The organism is uncultured Streptomyces sp. (genome assembly GCF_947488945.1).
Classification (GTDB): Bacteria; Actinomycetota; Actinomycetes; order Streptomycetales; family Streptomycetaceae; genus Streptomyces.
In genome coordinates, this window is record NZ_CANLBS010000008.1 from 83,635 (window position 1) to 104,611 (window position 20,977).

Below are 20,977 nucleotides of genomic sequence, written 5' to 3' on the forward strand. Positions count from 1 at the left end.
GGTGGGGACGGCGTGGACACAGGATCGCCCCGGACGGGCGGGCGGATGACCGTGGGGCTGGAGATCAGCCAGTGGAAGTACCTCTCGGACGAGTCCGGGGACCCGCGGATGCACTGCGTCCTCAGCGTGCGGGTGGACGGAGCCGGGAGCGCCGGCGGTCCGGACGGACCGGTCCTCGCGCAGGTCCTCGCCGTCGACTGCTCCAGTTCGATGAGCTGGCCGGTGGAGAAGCTGCACGCCGCCCAGCAGGCGGCGCTCGCGGCGATCCGCAAGCTGCCCGACGGCACCCCGTTCGCGGTCGTGCGCGGTGACCACCGGGCCTCCATGGTGTACCCGGACGCGCCGGGCATGGTGCGGGCCTCCCCCGGCACGCGGGCGCGGGCGGCGCGTGCCGTGCACGATCTGGTCGCCGGCGGCGGTACGTGCATCGGAGCCTGGCTGGATCTGTGCCGCCGGCTGCTGGCGGCACAGCACGCGCCCATCGGGCACGTGCTGCTCCTCACCGACGGCAAGAACCAGCACGACGATCAGATGCCGCTCGGGCCGGTCCTGGATGCCTGTGACGGCCGCTTCGTCTGTGACGCGTGGGGCATCGGAGACGGCTGGGACGGCCGTGAACTGGTGGGCATCGCCACGCGCCTGCACGGCAGTGCCGACGCCGTGCGCGAGGAACAGGACCTGCCCGCCGCCTACGAGAAGCTGATGGACGGTCTGGTCGCCAAGAGTGTTCCGGAACTCAGGATCTCCGTGACGACGATGCCCGGGTGTTCCGTGCGCTACCTGAAGCAGGTCTTTCCGCACGAGGCCGAGCTGACCGGGGAGGACGGCACGAATTTCGTCACCCGGGCCTGGGGCGACGAGACCCGCCGTTACCAACTCTGCCTGTCGGCCGACCCCGAGGGCCGCCCACGCGGGGAGGATCTGCAGCTCGCGGTGGTCGCCGTCGACGCTCCGGGGACCGGGGCGCGGCTGCCCGCGCCGCAACCGTGTCTGGTGCACTGGACGGAGAACCCCGCCCTGTCCCAGCACACCGACGCCCAGGTCGAGCACTTCGGGCAGCACCAACGCCTCGGCGAAGCCGTGGCCGCCGCCACCGACGCCCACCGCCAGGGTCTGCGCGACGAGGCGGAGCGGCATCTCGGCCGGGCGGTCCAGCTGGCCCATGCCGTGGGCGCCGCCGAACACCTGGACCGGCTGGCCCGGTTGGTGCGGGTCGAGGACGCCCGGGCCGGCCGGGTGGTCCTGCGCCCCGAGGCGGCAGCCGTCGACTTCGAGCGGCTGATCACGGTGAGCAGCCACAGCACCTACGGCCCGTCGTCGGGCACCGCGCCGGGCGCCGGGCCGGCCCCGGACAGGGCCACGACGCGCTGCCCGCGCTGCTCCGGCGCGTCGCCGGCAGCCGCCCGGTTCTGTCCGGCCTGCGGCCACCGTTTCGAGGAGCGGAGGTGAGCACCACCGGCCGGGACCTCGCCCTGAGGCTCAGGAGGCTGCTGGCCCTCGCGATCGCCACCACGCTCGCGCTGTTCCTGTCCTACCGGGGGGTCCACGACGACGCGGTGCCGCTCAACGACGCGACCGCTCCCGGCATCCTCGCCGTCGACACCGCCCGCGGCGCCCTGGACGGCGCCCACCGCGTCGTCGAGAGCGGTGGCGGCGGCGACATCAGCGGCGAGTTCCACACGCGGATCTCGGTCGCCCAGCAGAGCCTCGCGCTCGCGGCGTCCGAGAACGTGACCGGCGTCGAGGGCCGCCACGACCTCCAGACGGTCACCGGCCTGATCGCGGTCTACTCGGTCTGGCTGGACCGCATGGGCCGCGAGCCGGCCGGTTCGCCGTTGCGAGCGGCGTATCTCCATTACGCGGACCAGGTCCTCGGCCCCGGCGCCGACGGCGACATCATGAGCCGTCTCGCCGACCTGCGGGCCGGCCAAGTGGCGGAGGCCCGACGGCAGGCCGCCTTTCCGTGGCAGTCGTGGGCGGGCTGGGGCGCGGTCGCGGCTCTGTGGGTGTCGTGGTGTGCCGCACTGCTGGAGACACAGCGCTTCCTGCGGCGGCGTTTCCGGGAACCCGTGCGGTTTCCCCTGTCCGCGGCCGCCGCGCTGGGCGCGATCGGTGTGCCCGCGCTGGCCGTCCGCACGGCCACCGCGCACGCGGCCATGGCGGACGCCCTTTCCCGGGTGCGGGACCCCGTTGCCGCTCAAAGGGTTCCCGACGTCGCGGACGAGGTGGCGGGAATCCTCGAAAACGCCTGGTTCTGGGCGTCGTTGTCCGACTGGATCGTGCTGGGAGGGGCTGTGGTCGTGGTTCTGACGGTGTGGGGGCTGTGGCCGCGGATCGCCGAGTACCGGTTCCGGGTGCCGCGGTGAGGGCCCCCCGGCCCCGTACGCTCGGCGTTCTCTGCGTCTGCCTGGTCCTGCTCGCCGCCGGGGTGTACGGCGGGGTGCGGTGGATGCGCGGCACGCAGGGTTCCGTCACCCTGCTGGCCAGCTGGAGCGGCGAGGAGCGGGCTCAGTTCGAGGAACACGTCATCGAGCCGTTCGAGGCGAAGTACCGGATCGACGTGGTCTACCAGGGCAGCTCGGCGCTCAGCCAGGTGCTCGCCGCCGACATGGCGGCCGGCAGCCCGCCCGACGTGGCGGTGCTCCCCGGACCGGGAGAGCTGCTCGCCCACGCCATGGACGGTCGACTGCATCCGCTCGACCAGCTGTTCGACACGGAGCAGTACGACCGGTTCTGGGCCCCCGAGATCACCGTGCCGGGCGAGGAGGCCCACACCTATTGGCTGCCCGTCAAGACGGGGCTGAAGAGCATGGTCTGGTACGGCGGACGAACGGCGCCGACCGAGTCGGTCGCGCCCGGACGGTGGTGCCTCGGCATGGAGTCCGGTGCCACCTCCGGCTGGCCCGGCACCGACTGGGTCGAGGACATCCTGCTCCAGCAGGCCGGCCCACGGGTGTACGAGGACTGGGCCAACGGCAAGCTGGCGTGGACCGACAAAGCGGTGGCCAAGGCGTGGTCCACCTGGGCGGACATGGTGGCCGCGGGCGGCGGCCGGCCCGCCGAGGAGGCGCTGACCACCGGTTTCGCCGACGCCTGCGCGCCCGGTCGGCTGGAGCACCAGGGCTCCTTCCGCGCCGGACGCTGGGCGGGGGAAGGCGGTTTCGTCCACTTCTCCGACGTCGTTCCCGGCGCGGGGCCGAACGCCGGCGCCTGGGAGGTCTCCGGCGACCTCGCCGCCGTGTACCACCGGACCCCGGAGGCCGAACAGCTGATCCGCTACCTGGCGGACCCCGGGACCGAGTTGCCGGAGTACACGGCGAACAGGGCGGCCGAGCCGGGCGGGCAGGACGCGACCGGAGGGAAGATCGGCGAGATCCTGCGCGGGTCCGGCCGGGTCCGCTGCTGGGACGCGTCCGACGCCATGCCCCGCACCACACGGGACGCCTTCCAGCAGGCGGTCCTGCGTCACCTGGTCGCGCCGGACGAACTCGGCGACCTGCTGAGGGAACTGGACTCGCTGCGGGTGCGGCAGGACCTGCCGGTGTGCGGGTCCGGCTGAGCGGACGCCGGCCGTCCGTTCCGGGCGGGTGACGGGGCGTCGGCGGCGGACCGCGCATCCCCCGGTCAGCGCACCGCGAGCGCCGCGAGGGTGGCGAGGGCCTCCCCGAGGCTGGTGGGCCGGAGGGTTCCGGCGGGCTGGGGGCCGGCCCAGCCGGGTCCGGCGAGCAGCAGGGCGGGGCGGGTGCGGGCGCCGCGTACGCCCCACTCCATTCCGGCCATCCGCAGGACGAGCGCGCGGCTCGCGGTGGTGCGGGACTGCGACCACAGGACGACGGCGGTGGGACCGGTGCGGCGCACCGCCTCCTCCAGCGCGTCCACCGGCAGCGCGGCGCCGAACATCCGCAGCGGCAGGCCCTGTTGGACGAGGGCGGCGGTGAGCGCCTCCAGCGGGAGGGTGTGGGTCTCGTCGGGGGCGCAGGCGAGCAGGGAGACTCCGGCTCCCGGACGCGGCTCGGGCCCGGTGGCCGCTCCTCGCAGGGCGCTGGACACGTGCCAGGACAGCAGGTGTTCGACCTCGACGTACCGTTCGCCGGAGGTCTCCCACTTGCGGCCGACCGCGTGCAGGGTCGGCATGATCACCTCGTCCCAGGCGCCCACCAGACCGTGCCGGTCCAGCGCGTCGGCCAGCAGGGCGTCGACGGTCCGGCCGTCCAGCCGCACGGCGGCCCGACCCAGCCCGCGCGCCTCGGTCCGGGCGCGGCCGATGGGCAGGGCTCCGGGGGCGGTGGAGGGCCGGGGGCCGGGCGTGGAGGGCGCGGGGCCGCCGGCCGTCTCCGGGCTGCGGGCGGCGCGCGCGGCCTCCCCCGGCGGCAGCCCGGCACTGGTCAGCTCGCACATGCGGACCAGCACGGCGATGTCGGCCGGGGTCCAGCGCCGGTGCCGGCCGCCCTCGCGGCCGGCGGGCCCGAGGCCGTAACGCCGGTCCCAGGTCCGCAGGGTGGTGGGGGCGACGCCCAGCAGGCGTGCCACGGCCCCCGTCGTCAGTCCGCCTTCGGGCGCCGTCCGGGTGAGTTGAGCGACCGACTCGTCCATGCGGACACGATACGACGCAGAAACGATGCATGTTGCTGCTTCGATGCGTTCGCGGGTTCTCTGACCGCAACGGAGCGGATCCGGGCCCGGCAACCGGGTTCCGGGACCCGCCGGAGCCCGGAACGGGGCTCCGTGGCCGCCCGGAGCAGGGCCGCCGCATCCGCGGGACGAGGAGGGACCCCCATGACCGCGCTCGAGACACCCGCCCGGACCACCGCCGCGCCGCCGCGCGACGCGCCGGAGCACCGTGTGTCCGCGCCGCGCGGTCCGCGCCCGGTCTCCGGCCCACCCCACGCAAGCTCCTACGGCACCCCCGAGTCGGACGAGGCCGAGCACGCGGAACTCGCGGCCGGCCTGGTCCGGGGCGACGCCGACTGCTTCGCCCGCGTCTACGTCCGGTGGGGCACCCTGGTGCACACGCTGGCCGCCCGGTCCCTCGGGGACGTGCGGGAGGCGGAGGACGTGACGCAGCAGGTCTTCATGGCGGCCTGGCGGGGGCGCGCCGGATACCACCCCGAGCGCGGCCCGCTGCCGGGCTGGCTGGTGGGCATCACCCGGCGCAAGATCGCCGACGCACTCGCGGCGCGCACCCGCAGGACCGAACTGGCCGCCGCGTCGGCCGCCCGGCAACAGGTGCTCGACGCCGACTCCGCGCGCCCCGAAGCGGTCCTGGACCGGGTGCTGGTCACCCAGGAACTGAGCCGCCTGCCGCAGACTCAGCGGCACATCCTCTGCATGGCATTCTTCGACGACCTCACCCAGGTGCAGATCGCCGAGCGCACCGGGCTGCCGCTCGGGACCGTGAAGAGCCACGCCAGGCGGGCCCTGCAGCGGCTGCGCCGGGCTCTCGCCGACGCGGCTCCCGAGGTGCGCTGACCCACAGTCGTCCCGCCCGCCGCCGGTGCGCACCCCGCCCGGCCGGGCCGTTCGGATTCCGGAACAGGAGCGGTCATGAAACTGCGCGACGAATTCCCCCTGGACCACCGGCTGGCCCGCGTCTACCGCGTGGGAGCCGGACTCTGCGGCATCCTGCTGCTGGTGTTCGGTGCCCTCGGCTTCGCGGACCAGCTCGCCTTCTTCGACACCGCGGGCGCCAGTGTCGCGGGGCTGTCGACCAACGGCCTGCTCAGTCTGATCTCGGTGGTCGTCGGCTGCGTGCTGGTCGCCGGAGCGGTGGTCGGCGGCAACACCGCCTCCACGATCAACATGGTGGTCGGCGCGCTGTTCGTGCTCAGCGGTTTCGTCCACATCTTCATCCTGGACCGGGCCGCCAACTTCCTGGACTTCCGGATGTCCAACGTCGTCTTCAGCTTCGTGATGGGGCTGCTGATCATGACGTTCGGCATGTACGGACGGGTGACCGGCGGCCTGCCGCACGACAACCCGTACTGGCGCGAACGCCACCCGGACCGTGCCGCCCGCGAGGACGCCGCCCGTGCCGCGCGCCCCGCGCCCACCCCGGTGACCGCGGGCCGTGCCGTCTCCCCGGCGCCCGCCGCGGACCGCCGCCACGGCGCCCGCTGACCCGCGCCCCACGCCCGCGCCCCCGACCGCCGGGCCGCCCGCCGTCCACGCGGGCGCGCCGGTACGGCACGCCCCCGGCCCACGGAGCCGGGGGCGTGCGGCGTTCCGCCGTACGGGGGCTTCCGCGCCGCCCGCTGCGTCCGTAACCGTGTCCCGGCCCGAAGCAGGAGGCGAGGAAGGGAGCCAGGTGCCTCATGCCCCCGACGACGTACTGACCGAGATGGCCTTCGGGAACGAGTCCGTCCGCACCCCGCGCGTCACCGCCCATCTGCGGCGCTGCGTCCGCTGCCGCACCGAGTTGGCGGCGCTGCGCGACGTCGTGCGGGCCGTGCGCACCGCCACCGCGGCCGACCTGCCGCTGCCCCCGCCGGCCCGGCTGTGGCCGGTGATCCGTGCCGAGATCGAAGGAACCGGCCGGCCCCCGGACTCCTCCGGCTGAGCGGGGCGCCGGCGGCCGGTGGAGCGACGCGCGGCCTCCGCGCGTCGGATGCATCCGGATCGGCCCCGGCTGCGGAAGGATCGTCGACAACGCGGGTGCGTGCGTGACCGGCGGGCGGTTCCGGTCTCCGGCGGCGCCCGCCCCGTCGTCGGCCCGTAGGCACACCGTAGGAGAGGGGTTTTCGTTGCCGCACGCGGACGTCGTCGTCGTGGGCGCGGGACTCGCCGGGCTCTCGCTGGCCCACCGCCTCTGCGCCCCCGGCCGGGGGCGGGCGCCGTCGGTCCTGCTGATCGACGCGCCGCCCGGTCCGCTGCGGCCGCCGCCGCGCACCTGGTGCTTCTGGGAGCGTGCGGGCGGCGAGTTCGACGCGGTGCTGTCGGGGTCGTGGCGCCGGCTGCGGGTGCGCGGCGCCGACGGTGCGCCGACGGTGGTCGAACCGGCCCCGCTGCGCTACAAGATGCTCCGCTCCGACGCCTTCGAGTCCTTCGTGGAGCGGCGCCTGGCCGGCGCGGCCGGTCTGCGGCGCGTCACGGCGACGGTGCGCGCGGTGCGGGACACGCCGGACGGCGGGGCCGAGGTGGTCTGCCTGGACGACGGGGGCCGCCGGACGGTGTACACCGCCCGGTACGCCTTCGACTCGCGCCCGCCGCGCCGGCTCCCCCCGGCCCGCACCACGCTGCTCCAGCATTTCGGCGGCTGGTTCCTGCGCACCGAACAGCCCGTCTTCGACCCCGGCACCGCCGACCTGATGGACTTCCGCACCCCGCAGCCCGGCCACGGCCTCTCCTTCGGCTACGTGCTGCCGACGGACCCGCACACCGCGCTGGTGGAGTACACCGAGTTCTCCCGGACCCCGCTGGACGAGGCCGGCTACGCGCACGCCCTGCGCCGGTACGCCGACGAGGTGCTGGGCCTCGGGCGGTACGAGGTGCTGGGCCGCGAGCGCGGCGTCATCCCGATGACCGACGGGCGGTTCCCGGTGCGCGCCGGCGCGTCGGTCTTCCGGATCGGCACGGCCGGCGGCGCCACCCGGGCCTCCACCGGGTACACCTTCGCGGCGGTGCAGCGGCAGGGCCGGGCGATCGCCGCGCGGCTGCGCCGGGGGCTGCCGCCGCAGCCGGTTCCGCCGTACCGGGCGTGGTCCGGGGCGATGGACGCGGTGATGCTGCGGGCCCTGGACACCGGGCGGGTGGACGGGGCCGCGTTCTTCACCGGTCTCTTCCGCGAGGTGCCCGCCGAGCGCCTGCTGCGGTTCCTCGACGGCACCTCCCGGTTCCACGAGGACCTGCTGGTCGGACTGCGGACACCCGTGGCGCCGATGCTCAGGACCGTCGCCGAACTGCCCTTCCTGCCCCGGCGCCCGGCCTCCCCCGCAGCCCCGCACCGGCCCCGCACCCACCCGACGGACCGGCACGGCCGGCCCGCACTGCCCCACCAGGAGTGACACCTTTCATGACCCTGCTCCACGACGCCCAACTGTCGGCGGCCTTCGACCGCGGCTCGCACGCCTACGACCGGCTGGTGGCGGCCAGCCCCGGCTACCACTCCCATCTGCGCCGCTCCGCGCGCCGGTTGGGGCTGCCGCTCGGCGGGGCCGGGCTGCGGGTGCTGGATCTGGGGTGCGGGACCGGCGCGTCCACGGCAGCGCTGCTGACCGCCGCGCCCGACGCGGAGATCGTGGCGGTGGACGCGTCGGCCGGGATGCTGGAACGCGCCGCGGCGAAGGACTGGCCCGGTCACGTCTCCTTCGTCCACTCCCCCGTCGAGAAGCTGGCCGCCGACGCCCTGGGCGGCCCGTTCGACGCGGTGTTCGCCGCGTACCTCTTCCGCAACGTCACGGACCCGGACGACACGCTGGCCACCGCACGGGAGCTGCTGACGCCCGGCGGGCGGCTCGCGGTGCACGAGTACACGCTCGCCGGGGGCGCGGTCCCGCGCGCGGTGTGGACGGCGGTCTGCCGGACCGTCGTGATCCCGCTCGGGCGGGTGGCGCGCGACGCGGAGCTGTACCGCCATCTCTGGCGCAGCGTCCTGGAGTTCGACACCGCGCCGCAGTTCGCGCGGCGGGCGGGGCGGGCCGGTTTCGAGGACGTGCGGGTGCTGCCGCTGCCGGGATGGCAGACCGGCATCACCCACACGTTCACCGCCCGGTCCCCCCGGGCGGCGGAGGCGGGGGCATGAGGGGGCGCGGGCGGGTCCCGGACGGGCGGCGGCACGGCCGGGACCGCAGGGCCGAGGTGCTCCACCCTGTCCCCGGCCGGGAGCGGTTCACCGGCGGGGCTCCCGAGGTGGCGGTGGTCGGCGGCGGGATCGCGGGCATCGCCGCCGCGACCGTGCTGGCGGAACGCGGCGTACGGGTGACCCTGCACGAGCGGGGCGGGGAGCTGGGCGGCCGGCTCGCGGGCTGGTCCACCCGGCTGGCGGACGGGTCCGAGGTCACCATGAGCCGCGGCTTCCACGCGTTCTTCCGGCAGTACTACAACCTGCGGGGGCTGATCCGCCGGGTCGATCCCTCGCTCTCCTCGCTGACCGCGGTCCCCGACTACCCGCTGCGCCACGGTTCGGGAACGTACGACAGCTTCGCGCGGGTGCCGCGCACGCCTCCGTTCAGCGCGCTGGGGTTCGTCGCGCTGAGCCCCACCTTCGGTGCGCGCGACCTGCTGGCGATGAACCCGCGCGCGGCGCTCCCGCTGCTGGACGTGCGGGTGCCGCAGGTCTACGAACAGCTGGACGGGGTCAGCGCCCGCGACTTTCTCTCCCGGGTCCGCTTCCCCGAGGCGGCGCACCACCTGGCGTTCGAGGTGTTCTCCCGCAGCTTTTTCGCCGATCCGGGCGAACTCTCGGCCGCGGAGCTGGTGTTGATGTTCCACATCTACTTCCTCGGATCGGCCGAGGGACTGCTCTTCGACGTGCCGGGCGAGCCGTTCCCGCAGGCGCTGTGGGACCCGCTCGGCGCGTACCTGGAGAAGCACGGGGTGCGGGTGCGCACCGGGTCGGCGGTGGAGCGGGTGACGCCGGAGCGGGACGGGGCGGAGGTCCGCGCCGACGGTGCGACGGTGCGGTACGACGCGGTGGTGCTGGCGCCTGACGGCGGCGGGCTGCGGTCGCTGGTGGAGGCGTCCCCGGAGCTGGGCGACGCCGCGTGGCGGGCCAGGATCGGGCGGTTGCGGACGGCGCCGCCGTTCCTCGTGTCGCGGCTCTGGCTGGACCGGCCGGTGGCGCCGGACCGGCCCGGCTTCCTCGGCACGAGCGGGTTCGGCCCGCTGGACAACGTCAGCGTGCTGGAGCGCTGGGAGGGCGAGGCCGGGCGCTGGGCCCGCCGCACCGGGGGTTCCGTCGTCGAGCTGCACGCGTACGCCATCTCCCCGGACGCGGACCGTGAGGCCGTACGGGCGGAGACCCTACGGCAGTTGCACCGGCTGTACCCGGAGACGGCGTCGGCCGGGATCGTGGACGCGCGGCACGAGTGGCGGGCGGACTGCCCGCACTTCCCGGTGGGCGGATACGCCGACCGGCCCACGGTCCGCACCCCGGACCCGTCGGTGGTGATCGCGGGCGACCTGGTCCGCACCGGGCTGCCGGTGGCCCTGATGGAGCGGGCCGCAACCAGCGGCTTCCTCGCGGCCAACGCCCTGTTGGAGCGGTGGGGCGTACGCGGTCAGACGCTGTGGACGGTGCCGCGTGCGGGACGCTCGGCCCCCCTGCGCGCGCTGGCCCGGCTGGGCGGCTGACGGAGGGGGCGGGGGCCGTCCCGGCCGGCGGACGGCGGGGCGGGGACGGGCCCCCGCCCCGCCCCCGGTGTCAGCCGGGGAACCGGCCCGTGCTGCGGAGTTCCCAGCGGCGTTCGGCGTAGGCGAGGTCGTCGCGCCACAGCCGGCCCGCCGACGCCCGTACGAGGGGGCGCAGCAGTGGGGCGGCCGCGCGGGCGACGGCGAAGCCGCGACGGTCGGAGGCGGCGATCACCGCTTCCACCACGGCGGTGCGCGGCCGTCCCGACCGGTCCTCGCCGAGCGGGGTGGCATGGGTCTCCACCACCGAGCCCCGGCCCTCGCCCTCGGTGATGTGCATGACGACGGTTCGCGGCTCCGGAGCGGTGAACACCGCCCGCACGGGCACCACCAGCCGCCCGGCCACCTTGAAGGAGACCTCGACGGCGAACCCGTCGGACCCGTCGGCGCCGGAGGTGTCCAGCACGGTCAGGTCGACGAACGAGTACGGGTGGAACCAGGCGCCGTGCCACGGGTCGAGGCGGTTGGCGACGACGTCCTCGGGCTCGCAGACACCGAACCCCTCGTACACCGCGTCCAGCGCTGCGGCAGGGCGGGGACGTGCGGGAATCACCGGGCGGTCCGACGGGGCCTCGCCGCCCACCGCATCGAGGCGCACCCAGCACAACACCCCGTCGTCGTACGCCGGGTAGGGCTCCCATCCGGCGAACGGGCCCCCGTCCAGGGCCAGTCCGTGCCAGTGGCAGACCAGGGTGCCGCAGCGGACGGGACTGTCGCGGAGCGGGGCGCCGAGGTGCGGGCAGGCGCCGGGACCGGCGCGCAGCAGCCCGTCGGCGTCCCGCCACACCACGACCTCGGTGCCGGCCACCTTCCGCCCGAAGGACGCGCCCGGGGCGATCGCGCGGGACCCGCCGATGACGTACCAGTTCCCCGACGGCCGGGCCGACGCGTGCTTCAGGGCGCCGGCGATCAGGGCGGGCCTGGCCTCCCGCCAGGTGGGGCGCTGGCGGTCCCACGGCACCGGGTCGCGCCGCAGGCTCAGGGGGATCCGGCCGCGTCGGTCCTTGCTCATGCCGCCTCCTCGCGGTGGGTCCCGGCCCGGCGGGCCGGGGCCGTTCGGGCCCGTGCGGGTTCCATGGGGTTCACGACGCGTCCTCGCGGCCCGCGCGGTCCCTCTCGGGTACGGGCGTCCGCGGTGCCGGTGCGGGCCGGGCGGCCGGTCCGGTGGTGTGCCGGGCGGTGGAGGCGCCGGGGGCGACGGGCCGCCCGGCGGCGCGGGTGCGGGCGACGGTCCGGGCAGCGACGGTGCGGACCAGGCCGTCCAGGGCCACGGTCGCGCGCCGGGCCCGGGAGACGACCGCGCGCCGGTGCAGCACGGCGTAACCGTCCGCCTCGATCGCGTCCAGGATCCCCCCGTACAGCACGAACGCGGTACGGATGCAGGGGCGGGCGACCGGGTCCAGCAGGTCGAGTCCGGGCCGCGCCTGCCGGTAGATCCGGCGGTTGTGGGCGGCGGCGGCCCGCAGCGCCCCGGTGATCCGCGCGTCCCGGCTGCCGGTGGCCCTGCTGTGGCTCAGCAGCTCGCGGTCGACGCCGTGCGCCGCGAGCAGGTCGGCGGGGAGGTAGACCCGGCCCCGGTCGAGGTCCTCGCCCACGTCGCGCAGGAAGTTGGTGAGCTGGAAGGCCACGCCGAGCGCGGCGGCGTACGGGGCGGCCTCCTCGCGCGGGCCGACGGTGCCGAGCACCGGGAGCATCTGGAGGCCGATCACGGCCGCGGATCCGTGCGTGTAGCGGCCGAGTTCCTCGTACGAGGCGTAGTCGGTCACGGTCAGGTCGCTGCGCATGGAGGCCATGAAATCGGTGAAGTGGCGGTGGTCGATGCCGTAGGCGTCGGCGGTGTCGATCAGCGCGCGGATCACCGGCTCCTCGGCGCGGCCCCGGGCGAGCCCCTCGGACAGTTGCTGTTCGAGGGCGCGCAGCGCGGGTTCCCGCTGCCGTCCGCCGGGCTCGTCCACGATGTCGTCGGCCCACCGGGCGAAGCCGTACAGGGCGTGCACGGCGGGGCGGCGGTCGACCGGCAGCAGGCGGGTGGCCAGGAAGTAGGTCTTGCCGTGACGGGCGTTGAGGGCGCGGCAGGCGAGGTAGGCGGCCCGCAGTTCCGGGTCGTGGATGCCTGCCGCGTCGAGTTCGCGGGCGGTCATACGGCGGTGCCTTTCGGGACGGGGCGCGGGGCGGGCACGGTGGAGCGGCGGGGCCGCGGGCCGGTGATCCGGGCGGCGGCGAGCTTGCCGGAGACGAGGACGGTCGGCACGCCGACGCCGGGTGTGGTGCCGCAGCCGGCGAGTACGGCGTTCACCGTGCCCGAGACGAGGTTGGCCGGGCGGAACGGCCCGGTCTGCGGGAAGGTGTGCGCGGCCGAGAACGGGGTGCCGGCCGCGTGTCCCTGGGCGGTCCAGTCGGCGGGGGTGACCAGGCACTCCTCCTCGATGGAGGAGCCGAATCCGGCCAGGCCGCGCCGTTCCAGTTCGGCGACGACGCTGTCGCGGTAGCGGGGTCCCAGCTCGCCCCAGGCGCGGGCGTCCGGGCCGATGTCGGTGTTGGGGCAGGGCGCGAGGACGTAGTGCAGGTGCTTCCCGGGCGGGGCGAGGCCGGGGTCGCCGGCGGTCGGCCGGGTGATGAGCAGCGAGGGGTCGCTCATCAGCGCGCCGGTGCGGGTCAGCTCGTGGAAGGTGCCCTTCCAGGCGGCGCCGAACGACAGGGTGTGATGGGCGAGTTCCGGCCAGGTCCGGTCGGTGCCCGCGTGCAGCACGACCGCCGAGGGCGAGTGCCGCAGCGGGACGGCGCGGCGTGGGGCGCGCCCGAGCAGCCGGTAGCTGACGGGCAGGTCGGGGGTGAGGACCACCGCGTCGCACGGGATGCGCAGGTCCCGGTCGGTGACGACGGCGGTGATCCGGTCGCCGGACCGCTCCAGCCGGGCCACCGACGTGTCGTAGTGGAAGGCGGCGCCCGCCTCGGCCGCCGAGTCCGCGAGCGCCTGCGGCAGGGCGTGCATGCCGCCGCGCGGGAAGTACACCCCGGCCACCGTGTCCATGTACGCGATGACGGCGTAAGCGGCGAGCGCGCGGGCCGGCGGCACACCCGCGTAGAGCGCCTGGAAGGAGAAGATCCGGCGCAGCCGCTCGTCGGTGACGAACCGTCCGATGCGCGCGTCGAGCCGGCCGAAGCCGCCGAGGGCGGCGAGCCGGGCCAGATCGGGGTGGAGGAGCTGGAACGGCGAGTCGAAGTTGGCGTCGATGAACCGGCGCATCTGCACGGCGTAGAGGCGTTCCAGCCACTGTCGCAGCCGCCGGTAGCCGAGCGCCTCCCGGCCGCCGGCGAACTGCTCGACGGCGGCCTCCATGGCCGCGGCCTCGGTGTGCACGTCGAGCGACGAGCCGTCGGCGAACCGGGCCCGGTAGGCGGGGTGCAGGGGGACGAGGTCGAGCCGGTCGGCGAGCCGGTGGCCGACGGCGGCGAACGCCTCCTCGACGAGGTCGGGCATGGTCAGCACGGTCGGGCCGGTGTCGACGCGGTAGCCGCCGACGTCGCGGCGCCCGGCCCGGCCGCCGGGCAGCGGGTCGCGTTCGACGACGGTGACCCGGCGGCCGGCGCCCAGCAGGTGGAGCGCGGCGGACAGTCCCGCGAGCCCGGCCCCGACCACCACGACGTGGTCGGTGGGCCCTTGCGTGGTCCTCATGGGGCGGTGGTCCTTACGGTTCGTGGGTCGTCGTCGGGCCGGCGGGCGGGTCGGTTCTCGGAACGGCGGGTCGGTTCGGGTCGGTTCACGGGACGGCGGGTCGGTTCTCGGTACAACGCGTCGCTTCCCACTGCGGCGGACGGACCGTCAGCCGGCGGGCGCGGCGTCCACCGGAGCTGCCGACGGGTCAGCGACCGGTCCGGCAGCACGCGCGGCGCGGACGTCCGGCGGTCGGGGCGGGACACCGGTGGACGTCCGGTCGGGCGGTGTGCGCCCGTCATCGGCCGGTCGTCGGGAGGGCCGGGTGCCCCGGCGGGTGGGGAGCGCCGACACCGGCCGCACGGCGCAGCAGCAGGAGCAGTTCGCGCGCCGGCCCCGGTGCCAGCGGGGCGGCGGCGAGGTGGCGCTCGGCCTCGGTGGCGAGGCGGGCCGCGCGGCGTTCGACGGCGTCGCGCGCCCCGGTGCGGACCAGCACGACCCGCACCCGGTCCAGAACGTCCTCGGTGAGCCCCCGGTCCCCGACCGCGGTGTCGAGCAGGTCGAGCGCCGCACGGTCGCCGGCCGCCTCGGCCAGGTCCCGGGCGACCGCGACCAGATACGTCGGCTTGCCCTCGCGGACGTCCTCCCCCGACGGCTTGCCGGTCACCGCCGGATCGCCGAACACCCCGAGGAGGTCGTCGCGGAGCTGGAACGCGGTGCCGGCGGCCCGGCCCGCGGCACAGAGCGCCGCGGTGGTGGCGCCGTCCGCGCCGGCCAGCGCCGCGCCGAGCGCCAGCGGGCGTTCCACCGAGTAGAGCGCGCTCTTCAGGCAGGCGGTCCGCACGGCGTGGGTGGCCGAACGCGAGCCGGTGGCCTGTCCGTACAGGTCGAGGTACTGGCCGGCGACCATTTCGGTGCGCAGCGCGCGCCAGAGCGCGTCGACCCGGTCGCGGGTGTCCGGTTCCAGCCGCGTGGCGGCGACGGTGTCGTCGGCCCAGGCGAGCGCCAGGTCGCCGGCGAGGACGGCCGCCGAGACGCCGAACCCGGCGTCCGGCGGCGTGCCCGCCCGCGCGGCGAGCTGCACATGGACGGCCGGCCGGCCGCGTCGCAGCGGGGACCCGTCCATCACGTCGTCGTGGATCAGCGCGCAGGTTTGGATGAGTTCGAGCGCGGTGCCGAGCCGGAGCGCCGCGTCCGTGACCTCCGTACCGCCGCCGCAGGCGCGCATGCCCCACCACAGGAGCCGGGAGCGGGTGCGTCCGCCACCGCCGAGGGCGAAGTCCCTCACGCGTGCGGCGATGTCACGGGCGAACAGGGTGTCGACGGCCGCGGCTTCGCCGACCCGGGCGTCCAGCACGGCGCGGGCGGTGGCGACGACGGCTCCGGCCACGTCGGCGTCGACGTCCCGCGGCGACCGGAGGGACCGCGCACCGGCCGTCGGCCCGCCCGGAGACCCGGTCCCGGGGTCCGCCGCGGTCTCCGGGCGGAACCCCTGGCCGTCGGCCGGGGCCCCGTCCGTCCGGTCCTGGCCGTCCCGCTGCCCGTCCGACCGCTCCCCGCCCGGCCGTTCCGCTTCCGACCGTTCCGCGTCCGCCCGGATGAGGCCGAAGTGCGTCGCACGTCCGTGTGTTCGCATCGTCTGCGTAACGCTCCGTCCCGTCGTGCCCCTGCGGGCGCTGCTGCCGATACGGAACCCGCCGGGCCGGCGCCCCGGCGGGTCCCTTCGCGTCTCTTCCGGCGATCACCGCCCCCCGGATGCGCCGAATCACACCGAGTTCGCGCCGGGGCACGCCTGCCGTGGTACCCGTCGCCGGGCGGGACGCCGCCCGAACGTGGGACCGACGCGCCCGGCGGACCTTTCGAGAAGATCACGACGGCGTCCCTCCGTTACCGTGCCGGGGCCGTCGCGGACCCTTTCCGGTGCTCACCGCGACCCATTCGGCCGTCCGCGGGCAGGGAGAACCGGTGCATCCGGCGTGGCCCGCCGGGCGGAATGGTCGGCGGCCGTACACGGTGGACGGTGGGCCGCGGGGTCCGGTACACGGAGGCGGAGGTACCCATGGCGGACGAGAACGACGGCGGGGCGCGGTGTCTGGTGACCGGCGCCACCGGATACATCGGGGGCCGGCTGGTTCCCGAATTGCTGAGGGCGGGACACCGGGTGCGGTGTCTGGCCCGGACCCCTCAGAAGCTCCGGGACCACCCGTGGGCGGGCGACGTGGAGATCGCACGGGGCGACGTCACCGACGAGGAGACGGTGGCCGTGGCCATGCGCGACGTGAAGATCGCCTACTACCTGGTGCACGCCCTGGGCACCGGATCCGGCTTCGAGCGGACCGACCGCGAGGCGGCCCGGATCTTCGGCGAGCAGGCCCGTGCCGCGGGCGTGGAGCGCGTCGTGTACCTCGGCGGCCTGGGGCCGGTGGACGTACCGGAGTCGGAACTCTCGCCCCATCTGCGTTCGCGCGCCGAGGTCGGCCGCATCCTGCTGGATTCAGGAGTACCGACCACCGTGCTGCGGGCGGCGGTGATCATCGGCTCGGGCTCCGCGTCCTTCGAGATGCTGCGCTACCTCACCGAACGGCTGCCCGTGATGGTGACACCGAGCTGGGTCTCCACCCGCATCCAGCCGATCGCCGTCCGTGACGTGCTGCGCTATCTGGTCGGAGCCGCCCGGATGCCGGCCGGGGTCAACCGCACCTTCGACATCGGTGGCCCCGACATCATCACCTACCGGCTCATGATGGAGCGGTACGCCCAGGTGGCGGGCCTGCGGAAGCGTCTGATCCTGCCGGTCCCGATGCTCACCCCCCGGCTGTCCAGCCACTGGATCGGGCTGGTCACCCCGGTGCCCCGGTCCATCGCGCGCCCCCTCGCCGAGTCGCTGAAGTACGAGGTGGTCTGCCACGAGCACGACATCGCGGAGTACGTACCCGACGGCCCGGACCGCCCGTTCCCGTTCGACACCGCCCTGAAGCTGGCGCTTCAGCGGGTCCGTGAGGCGAAGGTGACCACCCGGTGGTCCTCGGCCGCCGTACCCGGTATCCCGAGCGACCCGCTGCCGACGGACCCCGACTGGGCGGGCGGCAGCCTGTACACCGACGAGCGCGAGCTGGACGTGGACGCCCCCCGCGCTGCGCTGTGGCGGGTCGTCGAGGGCATCGGCGGCGACCACGGCTGGTACTCGTTCCCGCTGGCCTGGGCGGTGCGCGGCTGGCTGGACCGGCTGATCGGCGGGGTGGGGCTGCGGCGCGGCCGGCGGGACGCGGAGCGGCTGCGGGTAGGCGACTCCCTGGACTTCTGGCGGGTCGAGGAGATCGAGCCGGGCAAGCTGCTGCGGCTGCGCGCGGAGATGCGGCTGCCGGGCCTGGCCTGGCTGGAGATGTACGCGGAGGACCGGGGCGACGGTCGTTCGCACTACAGGCAGCGGGCGATCTTCCACCCGCGCGGGCTGCTCGGGCACGCCTACTGGTGGAGCGTGTCGCCGTTCCACGCGATCGTCTTCGGCGGCATGGCCCGCAACATCGCACGGGCCGCCGGCCGCACCCCTTCACCCGTACGGGCGAAAGCCCCGGTTTCCGGCTGAGCGGTGCATCCGGGGTGACTGAAGCTGCCGAATCGGTGGTGTCGGGCCCTGGCGCCCCGAGGGCGACCCCCCGCGCCCCGGGCGTCGCGCCGGGGTACCGACTCCCCCACCCGCCCCAGCACGTCCGTCCCCCGGGCGCGGTCGTCCGCCCGCCGCCCCTCCCCTTCCCTGCCGGTTCCCCGCCGTCGTTCCCCCACCGTCGTTCCCCCGCTGGAGTAGCGCCATGTCCGTCTCGGTCGTCCTGTTCACCTCCGACCTCCGGCTGCACGACCACCCGCCGCTGCACGCCGCGGTGAAGGAGAGCGACGAGGTGGTACCGCTGTTCGTGCTGGACCGGCGGATCGAGGAGACCGGGTTCGCCGCGCCCAACCGGCGGGCGTTCCTCGCCGACTGCCTGCGCGACCTGGACGCGGGGCTGCGGGAGCGGGGCGGACGGCTGGTGGTGCGCGCGGGCGACGTGGCCGAGGAGGTGGGCCGGATCGCCGCCGAGACCGACGCCGACGACGTGCGCATGTCGGCGGGGGTGAGCGCGTACGCGCACGCGCGGGAGAAGCGGCTGCGCGAGGCGCTGGAGTCGCAGGGGCGCCGGCTGCACGTCCACGACGCGGTGGTGACGGCCGTCCCGCCCGGCGGCGTGGTTCCCTCCGGCGCCGGGTCGGACCACTTCGCCGTCTTCACCCCGTACTTCCGGCGCTGGTCGGAGAAGTCGCTGCGCGACCCGCTCACCGCGCCCCGCGCGGTCCGGGTGCCCGACGGCCCCGGCTCGCTGGACCTGCCCGCCCGGAGGGACGCGGGAGACGTCTCGCCCGGCCTCACCGAAGGCGGCGAGCGGGCCGGCCGGGCGCGGTTCGCGGCGTGGCGGCGAGCCGGGCTGGCCTCGTACGAGGAGCTGCACGACGACATGGCGGGCGACGCCACCTCGCGCCTCTCCCCGCACATCCACTTCGGCACGGTCTCGGTGACCGAGCTGATCCACGGGGCGCGCACAGCGGGCGGCCCCGGCGCGGAGGCGTTCGTCCGGCAGCTCTGCTGGCGCGACTTCCACCACCAGGTGCTCGCCGCCCGCCCGACCGCCTCGCACGCCGACTACCGCCCCCAGCACGACCGTTGGCGCGGCGAGCACGACGCGGGCGAGGAGATCCGGGCATGGCGCGAGGGCCGCACCGGCTACCCGGTGGTCGACGCGGCGATGCGCCAACTGGCCCACGAGGGCTGGATGCACAACCGGGGCCGACTGCTCACCGCGAGCTTCCTGACCAAGACGCTGTACGTGGACTGGCGCGTCGGCGCCGCCCACTTCCGGGAACTGCTGGTCGACGGCGACGTTGCCAACAACCAGCTCAACTGGCAGTGGATGGCCGGAACCGGAACCGACAGCCGCCCCAACCGGGTGCTCAACCCGGTGATCCAGGGCCGCCGTTACGACCCCGAGGGCGCCTACGTACGCCGATGGGTGCCGGAACTCGCCGGAATCCAGGGCTCCTCGGTGCACGAGCCGTGGAAGCTGGGCCCGGAGCGCCCCTCGTCCGAGACCTACCCCGAGCCCCTGGTGGACCTCGCCGAGGGCCGCGCCCGCTTCGCGGAGGCGCGCGCCAGATCCTGAACCGGGGCCGGCGGCACCGCACACACGCGCCCGTCTCACACGCCCGGCACCCGCGCCTGCCCGCCCGGCACGCACCCACGGCACGCGCGAGGACCCCATCCGGTCCGGGTGGGGTCCTCGTGGTGGTCGCGGTCTCAGGTCGGGTCAGACCTCGCGCCAGCGGGCGTTGGCCCAGGAGAAGACGCCGAAGGCGACGAGACCGAGGGCGATCAGGCCGAGCAGCCAGGGGCCGACCGGGGTCTCGGTGAAGGACCGCAGGGTGTCGTCCATGCCCTTGGCCTTGCCCGGCTCGTGCTGGACGGCGGCGGCCACGGCGAAGCATCCGGCGGTGGCGAAGACGACGCCCCGGGCGGTCCCGCCGAACACCCCGAGGACGTCCACGGCGCGACGGACCTTCGGGGACATGGCGCTCATGCGCAGGTGCTTGTGGAACTTCCGCATCAGCGCGCGGACCGCGATGTAGATGCCGATGCCGGCCACCACGAGGCCCGCGATGCCGACGAGCCACTGCCCGCCGGGCCAGTCGAGGACCTTCGCGGTCACGTCGTCGGTCTGCCGGTCGCTCGACCCGCTGCCGCTGCTCTGGCCACCGGCCGCGTAGGACAGCACCGAGTAGGACACGAATCCGTAGAAGAGGAACCGCCCGGCGGCGATCAGGCGCTTGCCCGCCTTGCCGCCGTCCTGTCCCGCCTGGCCGAACAGGGCCTCGGACAGCCGCCAGAGCGCCATGCCGACCAGTGCCACGCCGAGGAGCCAGAGCACCACCTCACCGAAGGGCTTGGAAGCCACCTCGGCGAGCGCCCCGCCCCGGTCGGCCTGCTTGCCCCCGCTGTCGGAGAAGGCTATCTGCAGGGCCAGCAGCCCTATGAGGAAGTACAGGATGCCGCGTGCGACGAACCCGGCTCGCGCGCCCATCTCGACCGCTTTGCTGTTCGCGGCTCGCCGGGCCTGGCCCTCGCCGCGCTGTCTGACCGCACTCGTTTCCATGCTGAGCCGGATGCCCCGGCGCGGCGGATCAATGCGAGGCGGGAGGGTGGGACACGTCTCCCCGTGTGCTTCCGGACCTCCGACCTCCCGATTGAACGCGTTCAATAGTACTGGAAGGATGCAAGCGCGGCACCCGTGTACCGGGTGAGCCGCGTTCATTAGTGCTGTCCGGAGGGGGAGTTGGACGATCATGAGCAAGGACGAACCGCGAAGAGCCGCCGGGGCATGGGGGACGGGGGCGGTCCGGGCGGGGAAGGCCGGGCCGGGAAACGCCGCGGGAGCCGGACGGAAGCGATCCTTCACCCGGATGCTGGTCGTGTCGGTACTGACCCTGCTCCTGGAGGGGGCGCTCGGCGTCGCCGTCCTCATGGTGTATCAGCAGACCCTGGAAACACCGAACGTCGGCAACGTCCAAGGCACGTCGTTCCTGCTGCTTGCCCTGGTCCTCGGCGCAGCGCTCCTCGGGCCGGTGGTGACCTTGCTGGTGGTGCTTCCCGCCGTATGGCTGGGCGACGCGCTCGGACGGAGATTCGGTGGCCGCGAACGGTGGTGGTGGGTCCTGCCGCCGGCCGCCGTGCTGCCCCTCATCGTGTTGCTGCCGCGGGCCGCCGCGACCGGGTCGGCCGCCTCACTCGCCGACGGCGCCGCGCAGTCCCTGATCCTCACCGCCGTGATCGCGGCCCCCGCCCTGACCAGCCGCTCCCGGGCCCGCAGCCTGCTCACGAAGGTGGCCGTCGGCGGGACAGCAGCCGTGCTCGTCACCGCCTGCGCCGGCGAGGCAGCCCTGTCGACGGGGCTCCTG

At 75.2% G+C, this 20,977-nt stretch carries 17 protein-coding genes; 11 read left to right on the plus strand and 6 right to left on the minus strand.

Annotated elements, in window-relative coordinates; all coding sequences use genetic code 11:
- Positions 1-12 precede the first annotated feature (12 nt).
- From Q0994_RS14905 to Q0994_RS14915, 3 genes are read left to right on the plus strand one after another with little or no spacing between them, the layout of a single operon-like run.
- Positions 13-1,449, plus strand: coding sequence for a VWA domain-containing protein (locus Q0994_RS14905; RefSeq protein WP_299534335.1), 1,437 nt, complete (start codon positions 13-15; stop codon positions 1,447-1,449).
- A complete protein-coding gene (locus Q0994_RS14910) occupies positions 1,446-2,366 on the plus strand; it encodes a hypothetical protein (RefSeq protein ID WP_299534337.1) in 921 nt (306 codons plus the stop codon). The genes Q0994_RS14905 and Q0994_RS14910 overlap by 4 nt, the downstream gene beginning before the upstream one ends.
- On the plus strand, positions 2,363-3,559 hold the full coding sequence (locus Q0994_RS14915; protein ID WP_299534339.1) for an ABC transporter substrate-binding protein: 1,197 nt from the start codon (positions 2,363-2,365) through the stop codon (positions 3,557-3,559). Before Q0994_RS14910 ends, Q0994_RS14915 begins: the two co-directional genes overlap by 4 nt.
- A gap of 65 nt (positions 3,560-3,624) precedes the next feature.
- Here Q0994_RS14915 and Q0994_RS14920 read toward each other — a convergent pair whose 3' ends face one another.
- Entirely contained in the window at positions 3,625-4,593 is a 969-nt protein-coding gene (locus Q0994_RS14920; protein WP_299534341.1) for a MerR family transcriptional regulator, read from the minus strand.
- A gap of 183 nt (positions 4,594-4,776) precedes the next feature.
- Between Q0994_RS14920 and Q0994_RS14925 the strand changes: the two genes are divergently transcribed.
- From Q0994_RS14925 to Q0994_RS14950, 6 genes are all read left to right on the plus strand, one after another.
- Positions 4,777-5,469 (plus strand): sigma-70 family RNA polymerase sigma factor, encoded by a 693-nt coding sequence (locus Q0994_RS14925; RefSeq protein WP_299534343.1) that lies wholly within the window; start codon positions 4,777-4,779, stop codon positions 5,467-5,469.
- A gap of 75 nt (positions 5,470-5,544) precedes the next feature.
- On the plus strand, positions 5,545-6,117 hold the full coding sequence (locus Q0994_RS14930; protein WP_299534345.1) for a DUF4383 domain-containing protein: 573 nt from the start codon (positions 5,545-5,547) through the stop codon (positions 6,115-6,117).
- Between the two features lie 187 nt (positions 6,118-6,304).
- Positions 6,305-6,556, plus strand: a complete 252-nt coding sequence (locus Q0994_RS14935) for a hypothetical protein (RefSeq protein WP_299534347.1) — start codon at positions 6,305-6,307, stop codon at positions 6,554-6,556.
- Between the two features lie 184 nt (positions 6,557-6,740).
- Entirely contained in the window at positions 6,741-8,000 is a 1,260-nt protein-coding gene (locus Q0994_RS14940; protein ID WP_299534349.1) for a lycopene cyclase family protein, read from the plus strand.
- 8 nt (positions 8,001-8,008) lie between these two features.
- Positions 8,009-8,737, plus strand: a complete 729-nt coding sequence (locus tag Q0994_RS14945) for a class I SAM-dependent methyltransferase (RefSeq protein ID WP_299534351.1) — start codon at positions 8,009-8,011, stop codon at positions 8,735-8,737.
- Positions 8,734-10,287: an NAD(P)/FAD-dependent oxidoreductase gene (locus Q0994_RS14950; protein ID WP_299534354.1), complete on the plus strand. Its 1,554-nt coding sequence runs from the start codon at positions 8,734-8,736 to the stop codon at positions 10,285-10,287. Before Q0994_RS14945 ends, Q0994_RS14950 begins: the two co-directional genes overlap by 4 nt.
- Before the next feature lie 70 nt (positions 10,288-10,357).
- Here the strand turns inward: Q0994_RS14950 and Q0994_RS14955 are convergent, their stop codons facing one another.
- The 4 genes from Q0994_RS14955 to Q0994_RS14970 form a co-directional block, all read right to left on the minus strand.
- Positions 10,358-11,356, minus strand: a complete 999-nt coding sequence (locus Q0994_RS14955; RefSeq protein WP_299534356.1) for a DUF5914 domain-containing protein — start codon at positions 11,354-11,356, stop codon at positions 10,358-10,360.
- A 70-nt stretch (positions 11,357-11,426) separates the two neighbouring features.
- The gene (locus Q0994_RS14960; RefSeq protein WP_299534358.1) at positions 11,427-12,485 is read right to left on the minus strand and encodes a phytoene/squalene synthase family protein; all 1,059 of its coding nucleotides are present in this window, start codon (positions 12,483-12,485) and stop codon (positions 11,427-11,429) included.
- The gene (gene crtI / locus Q0994_RS14965) at positions 12,482-14,020 is read right to left on the minus strand and encodes a phytoene desaturase family protein (RefSeq protein ID WP_299534360.1); all 1,539 of its coding nucleotides are present in this window, start codon (positions 14,018-14,020) and stop codon (positions 12,482-12,484) included. Before crtI ends, Q0994_RS14960 begins: the two co-directional genes overlap by 4 nt.
- A 277-nt stretch (positions 14,021-14,297) precedes the next feature.
- Positions 14,298-15,635, minus strand: coding sequence for a polyprenyl synthetase family protein (locus Q0994_RS14970; protein WP_299534362.1), 1,338 nt, complete (start codon positions 15,633-15,635; stop codon positions 14,298-14,300).
- 423 nt (positions 15,636-16,058) lie between these two features.
- Here Q0994_RS14970 and Q0994_RS14975 point away from each other — a divergent pair, with 423 nt between their 5' ends.
- Positions 16,059-17,585, plus strand: a complete 1,527-nt coding sequence (locus tag Q0994_RS14975; protein WP_299534364.1) for an SDR family oxidoreductase — start codon at positions 16,059-16,061, stop codon at positions 17,583-17,585.
- A gap of 223 nt (positions 17,586-17,808) precedes the next feature.
- On the plus strand, positions 17,809-19,188 hold the full coding sequence (locus Q0994_RS14980) for a deoxyribodipyrimidine photo-lyase (RefSeq protein ID WP_299534366.1): 1,380 nt from the start codon (positions 17,809-17,811) through the stop codon (positions 19,186-19,188).
- A gap of 144 nt (positions 19,189-19,332) precedes the next feature.
- Here the strand turns inward: Q0994_RS14980 and Q0994_RS14985 are convergent, their stop codons facing one another.
- Entirely contained in the window at positions 19,333-20,175 is an 843-nt protein-coding gene (locus Q0994_RS14985; protein ID WP_299534368.1) for a DUF1206 domain-containing protein, read from the minus strand.
- Positions 20,176-20,977: the final 802 nt, after the last annotated feature.